A 10,246-nucleotide genomic window follows, 5' to 3' on the forward strand; every position below is an offset into this window, starting at 1 on the left:
TCCTGCAAAACACTGTTGTAATGAGGATGCTGTTTTAGAGAGACCAACCATTAAAGGGCTTTTGGTTTCTTCAAAATAAACGGTCTCTGTTAGCACACTTAAGAGTTCAGATTTAATGGTTGTTGTTAAATTTTCTTCTTCATAATTCTTTATGATTTCCAGTACTTTCATATCAACCAATGGCCTAAATGGCTCCATAATATCATCGGCCAGACAATAGGCATTGTATTTGTTATGGTGATGGATGCCCAGTGTACAGAGTAAACCACTACCGCTTAATGCTCTGGCTACAGCTGCTCTTAAAACGATATAACCGTAATTTAAAAAGGGGTTAGGGTAATCGCCATAGCGTTCTCTCCTAAAATCAAAATCAAAGAGGTGCTTCCAGTAATGTGCTGCTGCGGCACCCTCGCGATTGTCTGTATCACCACTCAATACTTTTGACTCGTGATACTCCATCACTTTATAGTCTCTATTCTTGGTTTTTAATACGCTTGCCTGATGTTTGATTTTAGTTTTTACAGTTTGCTGCCATAATTGTTTTTTGAGAGGGGCAGAGGCATTGATTTGATTTTTGAATACCTCTTGCTGTAGATGGTGGCTGTTAAGATTAAGCAACATACTGCTTGGCATATGCTTTTGGTCACAAAAAATAACTGCTACGTTGTTATCGGTCAATTTTGAGAGGGTAGTAATTGAAATGTAAATCTCTGGGTGCTCTATTACAACAAACCCTACATCTTCTATGGGGATGGTGGTTTCGCGTTGTTCGGTTTTGATGACCAACTGTTCCAATCGGGTATTTATGGATGCTTTATTTCCAAAAAAAAGGGTGCGTTTTAGCATATTTAATTTTTTTAAATATATGTAAAATTATTTAATATGCTGATTTACAGGTTCAATCGTGCGGTAGCGGAGTTTAAATATTGAAGTTTATGAAGGATAATCCCAACGCAATTACGCTATTGCATTTCCCAATTTTTGATTTATTGAAGTAAACAATAAAAATGCAAGACTTCTCAAAATATAAATCGTTGACTTACAAAACGATAAATTAAAAAGAAGCTGTATAGTTCTTTTAGGATTAACAATTATATTTGTATAGTTATTATAGGATTTATTTAATAATCTGTATAGTTATTTCAGGACGGGTCAAAAGTAGGCTGATGTATAGATACTTTATAAATACTCCATAGCAAAAGCCGGAATAAAGCGACCCTTAGCTTCTTTAGAATAATTTTAAATAAATCACTATTCACTAATACAGTGTGAATTAAAGTAAATTTATGTCGGCTATATTTTACTTTATAAATAAATTACTTCAATAATTTAAATTAAAGACTCTGATTAAAGGCTATTTTGATTATTTTAGTATTGAATAAATTCCTTAATACCAATCAACTATGAAATCCATTCAAATTGAAATTAAATGGGCCCTTATATTCACTGTAGTAGCACTTTTGTGGATGGTGCTTGAAAAGCTGGTGGGGCTGCATGACACTTACATTGATTATCACATGTATCTTACCAACTTGTTTGCCATTCCTGCCATTGTGATGATGGTTTTGGCCTTAAAAGACAAAAAGAAACACTTTTATGACGGGGTGATGAGCTATAAACAGGGTTTGAAATCGGGTATTTTGCTTTCTATCTTTATTGCTGTATTGAGTCCGTTGGCACAATGGATAACCACCTATGTCATCACGCCTGAGTATTTTCCTAATGTGATTCAGCGTTCGGTAGAGTTGGGGTATTATGCTACTACCGCAGATGCCGAGGCACAGTTCAACTTTCAAAACTATGCCATACAGGGAGCTTTTGGAGCTGTTGTGATGGGATTCATCACGACGGCCATTGCAATGATTTTTATCAGATCAAAAAATAACTAACGATGCACAGATTAACTGTTTTATAGTTGACAATGACCATTTTTGCCGAAACAGACCGATTGGTTCTAAGAGAACTACTGCTGACTGATGTTGATGGTATTTATGCATTGGATTCAGACCCTGATGTGCATACATATTTGGGCAACAAACCGCTTAAAAATAAAGCGCAAGCCCTGGAGGTTATCAAATACATCAGGCAGCAGTATGAAGACCATGGCATTGGCCGCTGGGCGATGATTGAAAAGGAAACCAACACCTTTCTGGGCTGGACAGGTATAAAGCTTGAAAAAACACCTACCAATAACTACACAAACTATTATGACCTGGGCTACAGGATCATAAAAAAATATTGGGGGAAGGGGTATGCAACAGAAAGTGCTGTGGCCTCTCTGGCTTACGGTTTTCAACAACTCAAGCTAAAAGATATTTATGGTGCGGCACATATTGATAATACTGCTTCCAACAAAGTGTTGACCAAGGTTGGGATGCAGGCATCAGGTGAGTTTCTTTTTGACAATGAACCCCATCATTGGTACCATTTGAATAGAGACCAATGGAAGCGTCAACAAGATTTAATTTAATACCAACAGAATGACACGAAGTGAATCATTGTCAAGGCGCCTTGAGGAAGTTTTACTAAACGGACGTTGGGTTGCCAACACCAACTACAAAGACCAACTGGAAGATTTGAAGAGGAGGGAGGCCGTGTTTCAAATCAATAAACTCAATACAATAGCAGCCCTAACTTTTCACATAAATTATTATCTGGCGGGGATTTTGAACGTATTTAATGGCGGAAAGCTCGAAATAAGGGATGCATACAGCTTTGATATGCCGGACATCACTTCTGAAGCTCAATGGATGGAACTAAAAGAGCAGCTATTTGTTACTTCACTCAGCTTTGTCAAGGCAGTACAGTCCATGACAGATACCCAACTGGATGCCGTGTTTACTGATGAAAAATACGGCAGTTACCAACGGAACATAGAAGGAGTTATTGAACATTGCTATTACCACTTGGGTCAAATCGTACTAATCAATATACTAAGGCAGGCTCAAAGTGAACAATCCTAAGTAAATATTTTACTGCTTAAGGTTATATATTTTGTGTTATTAATAAAATATTTATTGTTTATCAATAAATTATTTTATATTTGTGACATCAATTTTAAAACATAAACAAGGATGTCAAAAACGAATAACCTCGTATTTAAAGGCTTACACATTGTTGCATGGATCATTTTTGTAGGTTTATGCATTGAAGCCGGTGGCTTGCTGGTCAATTTCTTTTACAGTTTGTATGAGCCTGAATTTATTAAAAACCTTTATAATGATTTAGATTTAAGTGCTTTATACGAAGAAAGTAAATGGGCTTTTTTCAACATCTACAGTTTTATTCTGGTCATTTCAGTATTAAAAGCCTATTTATTTTACATACTAATCAAACTGATGCACAAAATGGATTTAGCAAAACCGTTTGATATGTTTGTTTCAAGACAAATTTCACAAATTAGCTATTATACGCTTTCAATAGGTTTCTTAAGTTATTTAGGAAGTCAGGTAGCCAATGGTTTAAAAGATCAAGGGTTTGTTTTTGAGAACGTCCATCATTATTGGGAAGACAGCCAGGCATTTATTTTGATGGGTGCCATACTTTATATTATTGCAACCATTTTTAAAAAAGGGGTTGCTCTACAAAACGAAAACGATTTAACGGTATAAGTTATGGCTATTGTAGTAAATCTTGATGTAATGATGGCCAAACGTAAAATGTCATTGAATGAACTTTCAGAAAAAGTAAACCTGAGCTTATCAAACCTTTCTATATTAAAAACAGGCAAAGCCAAAGCCATTCGCTTCAGTACGCTTGAAGCATTGTGTGAAGCTCTGGATTGTCAACCAGGAGAACTACTTGAATATAGTAAGGATTCGGCTCTATAGTGTATTTGTTTGTATTTATTATATACATTATAATTTATATTATGTAAAATAGTAAAATTGGACTACTACACTATTGTTTCATAAAATTATCAAACGAACAAGATTGGTTTTAATATAGATTTGTAAGTAACTTTAAAACCATATCTCTACATTCTTCGTAAGTCTGTAGTATAAACGGCTACACAAATATACATTTAATCGAAATATTTGACATTTAATCTATTAGCCAGATTGATTTTGTATCTTTGGTATCCCTGAATCACAAACTTATGAAACCTATAACACTATGTAGCTTTATGGCTATAGTGTTAATTCTTCAAGTAAGCTTAAGTGCAGCTCAGGTCGGAATTAACACTACTACACCAAGAACCACTCTTGAAGTGGCGGGCTCTATGTTGATTTCAAACGACTTGGAAATTGGTGTTATTGAGACCATGGATGACCACGATAACTCCACCTTTCTCATTCAGGATGCTTCTAACGATATTAAAACCCTTGATGTGAGCAACCCTACAGGAGCTGCATTGGGATATATTCAGGAATATGTAATTAATAATGCAAATCTTGACTGGGTATTAAACTTTGACACTCAGATTGATGCAGATGATTTTGATGTGATTAGTATTTCTGCCTATTATGATACTGAATTAGCATTAACCAACAATCTTGATAAGTTTAGTTTGCCCTATACTGCTGCTTTTGTTCAAAACGGTACATGGAGAATTATTGCCGATTTCCCTGCAGCTCAAAATTTGGATACCAATGAAACGGGAACCTGGATTATAACAACCTTAATATTTTCAAAAGATTTATCAAAACAATTTGGTGAGATTGAAGTCCCCATGAACAATCAAACCACTGAAACTGCTATTAACCCCATTATTGACTAAAATAACCTGCTTATGCTTTGTAAAACTAGTATGCCCTTTTTTTTCTTTACTTTGTTGTGTGTAACTTTAAATGCACAAGTTGGTATTGGTACTTTAGAACCCGAGGCAGATTTACACGTTGCCGGTGATTTACTGGTACAGGAAAACTTCAACATCAAGCCCCTCCCCGCTGCAACTTCTTTGGATGAAGACTTTAAACTTGTTAGCAGGCTTACAAACTCTACTCCTGTTGGTGAAATTAAGGTTTTGGATGTAGACTCTCTCACAGTAGCTCCAATCAATGTTGTTAATTATGAATTTACGAATGTTTCTGGAGATAATCTAACCGATGTTAACCTGCAATACAGCGCAAATAACTTTGTTGTAGGTGTTGCAAATTTCCGTCAGGTTGGTGGTGCTATAGAAAAACAAATTGTTGACGGGGATCGCTCGATTGGTACTTTTGTAATACGTACTTTTATAAGCAATAACCGATGGCATTTAGAGATAAAAAACAGAGACTTAGATTTGATAAATGGTAGTTCATTGACATACTATGTGACCTTGATTGTGTATGACAAATCCTATTACCGAAACATGCCACCAATTGTAACCAACCTCAATGGTAACAATACCGGAACAGCCTCATCAGTGCCTGACTTATACTAAAAAAATTCAATCATGAAAAAACTACTACCTTTCATTCTTTTATGTTTTACTTATTCAGTCGCAGCACAAGTGGGCATCAATACTCAAACCCCACAAGCGGAACTGGATGTTCAGGGAAATGTGAAAATTGACACCAAACTCTACTTAGAAAGCCCGGGTAATTCAACCCAGATAAGAGGTTCAAAATTGCTGATTCAAAAAGTAGATGGTGAAATCATTGAATATGATATTCAACAAAGTAAATATGGACCCATAAACTATGCCCAGTTTATTTTTAGGGAAACTGCTACACATGGATTGCAGGATTATGATACTAAAATAAGTACAGAAGACTATATAGTAACAGTTCAGGGGTATTATTTTACTGCAGAAAACAACAATACCAATGTGTTGCTTAAGAGTAATGTGAATGAAGATTATATAGAAGGTTATCAGTTTTATGCATATCCAAATATTGCAACCAACACTTGGTTTTTAAGGGCTTTTGTAAACAACTCAACCTTTAGAAGTGGTACAGGTTATAATGAAAACCCTGTTGATATTTTTTTAAATATTGTCATTTATCGCAAAGGTTTTATAGCGAAAAGCCTCAATGCCATTTCAGTGAATATGAACAATTCAGAAACAGGAACAGCCCCTCTACCCGGAGGCTTTCCTGATATTGATTAAAAAAGAGCTGAATAAGCTTCTAGTATCTAACGTACTCTGAAGCATTGCTTTAATACGTTTGAGGAAGGGTTGATTATTTGAATTTATTAAAACTGAAACTTTGCCCTGCGACAGTAATGTCAATCTGCGCTTTGTTATGTGGCATTGTTACAATGGTCATTCCATCTCTGTACTGCATACTTTTTGTTTCTCCTTTTTCCATCATTACTCCGTGCATATCAGTTACAAGCCTTAAGTTATCTTCTTTTAAACGCTCAAATTGTGTTTCATTTTTAAAAAGAACCAACTCACTGAATGATGTTCCTTCCAAATCAAAACCGGCATCAGGCTGCGTAACTTGTGCTATTCCGATAACTTTGCCGTCGGAATATACAGCTCCACTACCTGCAACTCCATCTTTGGCATACGTACCTTCTTTTAAATCAGGAAATATGACATACGCGTATGCTTTTAGCATTAAGTCAGCCAACTCAGGATTACTTTTAATAAAAGTGGTTTTAACTTCCTGTGAAGCGCTTATTATTTTTAACTCTTCTTTGCTTTGTCCTGTAGTCAGGTTTGTGAAAAACAAAACTGTAAGGGCTATAAAAAGGGTTTTAAATTCTTTGTTGAAAGTTTTCATAATTTTTAAATATTTGGTTACCAACATAATATAACAAAACAGATGCTTAAAATATGTTAAGCATCTGTTATTTTTAACAAAGGAGGAAAACTTATTACCTAAGAATATTATGCGGTTTTGGTTTTTTCAGTAGGTTCATAATCAATATATCCCTCCTTTCCAGACGTATAAAAAGTTTTTGAATTCCATGGCGTCAAAGCTGCTTTTTGCTCAAAACGTTCTACTAAATCTGGATTAGAAACAAATGGTTTCCCAAAGGCTACCAGGTCTGCATCTCCAGCGGCAATTACAGCATTGCCTTTTTCCCTGTCAAAGTTGGTGTTAATCATTAGTGTACCTCGATAGATTGGCCTGTACCGTTTTGCAATTTCAGTAACTGCATAAGGAACCTTTGAAACGTCATTGAATGGCTCAGACAAGTGTAAATAAGCTAGGTCATAATCGTTTAATTTCCGTATGATATAATCAAAGGTGGGAATGGTTTCCTCATCCATTGTCATACCAAAAATACCATGCAAAGAGGGATTTAACCGAATCCCTACTTTGTTAAGCGAAATTACTTCGCTCACCGCATCCAGTACATCAAAGAGAAAGCGAGCCCTGTTTTCAATAGTACCACCATACGCATCTGTACGGTGGTTTGATGTTGCATTAAAAAACTGATGAAACAAATAGCCATTGGAAGCGTGAATTTCAATACCATCAAATCCGGCAGTTTTAGCATTTTTAGCACCTTGTTTGAACTCCTCAATGGTTTGTTTGATTTCTAGAAGAGTCATAGCCTTGGGGGTAACGGTTTCTTTAAAACCTTCAGGCGTGTAGGATTTACTCTTCGGATTAATGGCTGACGGTGCCCAAGGTAACTCTCCATTGTGAAAATCGGGATGTGACATGCGTCCTACGTGCCAAAGTTGAATAAAAATGCGACCACCGGAATTATGCACTTTTTGGGTTACTTTTTTCCAACCTGCTACTTGTTCGTCAGAATAGATTCCGGGCGTATTGATATATCCAACAGCTCTCTTTGAGACCTGAGAACCTTCTGAAATGAGTAAACCGGCAGAAGCACGTTGTGCATAATACACCCCTTGCAGTTCTTCAGTGGGTACATTTCCTTCATTATTAGCACGGTTGCGGGTCATAGGTGCCATAATCACCCGATTAGGCAAACTTAAGTTGTTACTTTTAAACGGAGTTAATAAGGGTTGATTTCCTTTCATAGTTTTTTCTTTAAAATTAAAATCTTTGAAAGGTATGTGCAATTAAACTTTCGTTAAAAATTAAAAATAAGTTTATGGATTCATTTACGTTAAATCTAAGTCTAAAAAAGAATCTGAACAAAAGAAGTATCTAGAGTATGGATACTATTTTAAAACTGGTATCCTTACAAAAAAATCAAATAAAGTCTACTCAAGGTTTTTGACAACCACCAGTTTAGCGCGAACCCCTGTTGCCAAATTCCACACATTTTCAGTTAATAAGTTTGCGGCATTGTCGTAAATTCTGAATTGTGCTGTATTGGGGCCGGATTTACCTTGGTTGAGGGCTTCAAATTCAATTACGTTTCTACCCTCTTTAAGGTCTATGATAAAGCTTTGAAAGTCTTCTCTAAGGTGAATGGTATGGATAACCGCAACATCATTTACCAAAATTTTTACTTTATCTCCATCAACATATTGATGGTCGCGGCATAGGATCTCAACTGTATTACTTTTAGTACCAAAAGTTCCAAGTAATTGACCTTTATAATATTCTTCTTTAAACTCTTTATCCTTGGTCAACCAGCTTGGTTTGAAATCAAATTTACGGGTCATCAAACCATTATCTGTGGTCATATTCAACTCTTTTTCCTCTTCATCGGCCAAGGGTTTGGGTTTGTTTTCGTTGGAGTTTAAAAAGCTGTTGTTGTTAGAAAGACTTCTACTACGGTTTGTCTTTAAGGGTTCATCAAGCTTATTGGTACTTTGCTGGGCGTTGATAGGCATACCAAAACCACTCTGGTTATCTATTTGCGCTAGCAGAGGTGCTGAAGCTAGAATAATTAAAATTGTTAAGACTGCTCTGACCATTGTTTAATTTTTGTATAAAGACACAAATACCATACCTATTTATTTTGGAATGGTTTACTATCCTTTTTTACGCTTTAAAAAATACTGATCCAAAGAATATTTGCCACTTCCGGTTAGGAAAAGCACTAAATATACAATCATAAAAAACAGTGCTAACTCTTTGTTTTTAAAGGGGTCTGCACCGTGAACGATAAAAAAAGCGACACCCATTGTAAAGAATAACGGAATGGCCGCCAAGCGAGTTCCCAAACCTATTATTATCATTATTGAACAAATCACCTCAGAAAAAACAGTCAATGCAAGGCTGGCCTCCATACCAATCCCAATAGGGTCACCAAATCGAATAGGATTACTGTCAAATAAGTTTATGAGTTTAGGGATTCCGTGTGTTAGCATAAGCCCCCCTACTCCTATTCTTAATAAAAATAGTGCAATATCGGTGTTTTTAAGGTTTAAAATTGTTTTGTAATTGTTACTCATAGTTTCGCGAATTCTATTAAAATGTAAAAATATTTAATATACTATTAAGTACCACATACTTTAACATTCTATTGTTGAAACAGATTTACAAATAAAATGTTAATTATTTGGTTTAGTGCATTCTATATAAAAAAAAATTACGATATTTAAGGTTAAGCAATAAAAGAATTTGTGGCACAATGGAAAAATCACCTCCCCCTGCAGTTAAAGTAAATTTAAGTCGTTTAGAAAAAAAATACAAGCGATTAATAGAACGCGCTTATAACTTGCGTCAGTCTGATGACAGCCTAAGTGATATTTTTTATTTTGAAGCCGAAAAAGTACTTACACAATTGCGGTTACTTCGTTCCAATCTTTTCCCCAACTAAAATTTATCAAAAAGGGTATCCAATAGCAAAGTTTAATATAGGTTTTTCTACATCAAAACTCCATCGTTCCTCTTTAGGCAAGGAAGGTGTTCTTAAAGGAGCTGCCAAATCAAAACGTATTACAAAACTCTGAATATCAATGCGTAGCCCTACACCTGCGCCTATTCCTATTTCGCTCATAAAATCACTTTCAAATTTGCCTCCGGGTACCGATTCATTTTCATCTGTGTTCCAGATATTTCCTGCATCAGCAAATACAGCACCTTTTAAAAAGGGATAAATTGGGAACCGGTATTCAATATTTGCTTCCAGCCGGATGTTTCCGGTGCGGTCAAAATACGGGTTGTCAGTCGTGGCTTCATTGGGTTTAAATGTTCCCGGACCCAATGAACGAATTCGAAAGGCTCTCACACTATAAGGACCTCCTGAAAAGTATTGTTTACTGAAAGGCATTACTTCTGAGTTTCCATATGGGATTCCCAATCCTGCAAAAACACGGGTTGCTATTTTTTGACCTGACCCCAATTTCAAGTGATACCTCACATCCACATCTGCTTTTGCATATTGTGCATATTCGAGACCAAAAAATGTTTTGGAATTTGCTTCTCCTGACTGACCACTAAATAAAGACAGACTGTTTCCGGCAATATCCAGGTTGGAATTAAAATAA

At 35.8% G+C, this 10,246-nt stretch carries 15 protein-coding genes; 9 read left to right on the plus strand and 6 right to left on the minus strand.

Annotated features, from left to right (window positions below):
• Positions 1-846: type II CRISPR-associated endonuclease Cas1 (gene cas1, locus AACY61_RS02975; RefSeq protein ID WP_339610032.1), on the minus strand; the 846-nt coding region annotated here is incomplete at its 3' end.
• A gap of 557 nt (positions 847-1,403) precedes the next feature.
• Here cas1 and AACY61_RS02980 point away from each other — a divergent pair.
• From AACY61_RS02980 to AACY61_RS03015, 8 genes are all read left to right on the plus strand, one after another.
• Complete coding sequence (locus AACY61_RS02980; protein WP_339610034.1) at positions 1,404-1,889, plus strand: DUF4199 domain-containing protein; 486 nt, start codon at positions 1,404-1,406, stop codon at positions 1,887-1,889.
• Between the two features lie 32 nt (positions 1,890-1,921).
• A complete protein-coding gene (locus tag AACY61_RS02985) occupies positions 1,922-2,470 on the plus strand; it encodes a GNAT family N-acetyltransferase (protein ID WP_339610036.1) in 549 nt (182 codons plus the stop codon).
• 10 nt (positions 2,471-2,480) lie between these two features.
• A complete protein-coding gene (locus AACY61_RS02990; RefSeq protein WP_339610038.1) occupies positions 2,481-2,963 on the plus strand; it encodes a DinB family protein in 483 nt (160 codons plus the stop codon).
• Between the two features lie 111 nt (positions 2,964-3,074).
• Entirely contained in the window at positions 3,075-3,611 is a 537-nt protein-coding gene (locus AACY61_RS02995; protein WP_339610040.1) for a DUF2975 domain-containing protein, read from the plus strand.
• Between the two features lie 3 nt (positions 3,612-3,614).
• The gene (locus AACY61_RS03000; protein ID WP_339610042.1) at positions 3,615-3,830 is read left to right on the plus strand and encodes a helix-turn-helix transcriptional regulator; all 216 of its coding nucleotides are present in this window, start codon (positions 3,615-3,617) and stop codon (positions 3,828-3,830) included.
• 269 nt (positions 3,831-4,099) lie between these two features.
• Positions 4,100-4,720: a hypothetical protein gene (locus AACY61_RS03005; RefSeq protein ID WP_339610044.1), complete on the plus strand. Its 621-nt coding sequence runs from the start codon at positions 4,100-4,102 to the stop codon at positions 4,718-4,720.
• Between the two features lie 12 nt (positions 4,721-4,732).
• On the plus strand, positions 4,733-5,368 hold the full coding sequence (locus AACY61_RS03010; protein WP_339610046.1) for a hypothetical protein: 636 nt from the start codon (positions 4,733-4,735) through the stop codon (positions 5,366-5,368).
• Positions 5,369-5,380: 12 nt separating this feature from the next.
• Positions 5,381-6,037: a hypothetical protein gene (locus AACY61_RS03015; protein ID WP_339610048.1), complete on the plus strand. Its 657-nt coding sequence runs from the start codon at positions 5,381-5,383 to the stop codon at positions 6,035-6,037.
• Between the two features lie 73 nt (positions 6,038-6,110).
• Here AACY61_RS03015 and AACY61_RS03020 read toward each other — a convergent pair whose 3' ends face one another.
• The 4 genes from AACY61_RS03020 to AACY61_RS03035 form a co-directional block, all read right to left on the minus strand.
• Positions 6,111-6,659, minus strand: a complete 549-nt coding sequence (locus tag AACY61_RS03020) for a hypothetical protein (RefSeq protein WP_339610050.1) — start codon at positions 6,657-6,659, stop codon at positions 6,111-6,113.
• 107 nt (positions 6,660-6,766) lie between these two features.
• Positions 6,767-7,879: an alkene reductase gene (locus AACY61_RS03025; RefSeq protein WP_339610052.1), complete on the minus strand. Its 1,113-nt coding sequence runs from the start codon at positions 7,877-7,879 to the stop codon at positions 6,767-6,769.
• 186 nt (positions 7,880-8,065) lie between these two features.
• Positions 8,066-8,728: a hypothetical protein gene (locus AACY61_RS03030; protein WP_339610054.1), complete on the minus strand. Its 663-nt coding sequence runs from the start codon at positions 8,726-8,728 to the stop codon at positions 8,066-8,068.
• A gap of 57 nt (positions 8,729-8,785) precedes the next feature.
• Positions 8,786-9,208, minus strand: a complete 423-nt coding sequence (locus AACY61_RS03035; RefSeq protein WP_339610056.1) for a DoxX family protein — start codon at positions 9,206-9,208, stop codon at positions 8,786-8,788.
• A gap of 179 nt (positions 9,209-9,387) precedes the next feature.
• Between AACY61_RS03035 and AACY61_RS03040 the strand changes: the two genes are divergently transcribed.
• A complete protein-coding gene (locus tag AACY61_RS03040; protein WP_339610058.1) occupies positions 9,388-9,576 on the plus strand; it encodes a Lacal_2735 family protein in 189 nt (62 codons plus the stop codon).
• 6 nt (positions 9,577-9,582) lie between these two features.
• Here the strand turns inward: AACY61_RS03040 and AACY61_RS03045 are convergent.
• Positions 9,583-10,246: BamA/TamA family outer membrane protein (locus tag AACY61_RS03045; RefSeq protein WP_339610060.1), on the minus strand; the 664-nt coding region annotated here is incomplete at its 5' end.

This window comes from uncultured Planktosalinus sp. (assembly GCF_963973675.1).
GTDB lineage: Bacteria > Bacteroidota > Bacteroidia > Flavobacteriales > Flavobacteriaceae > Planktosalinus.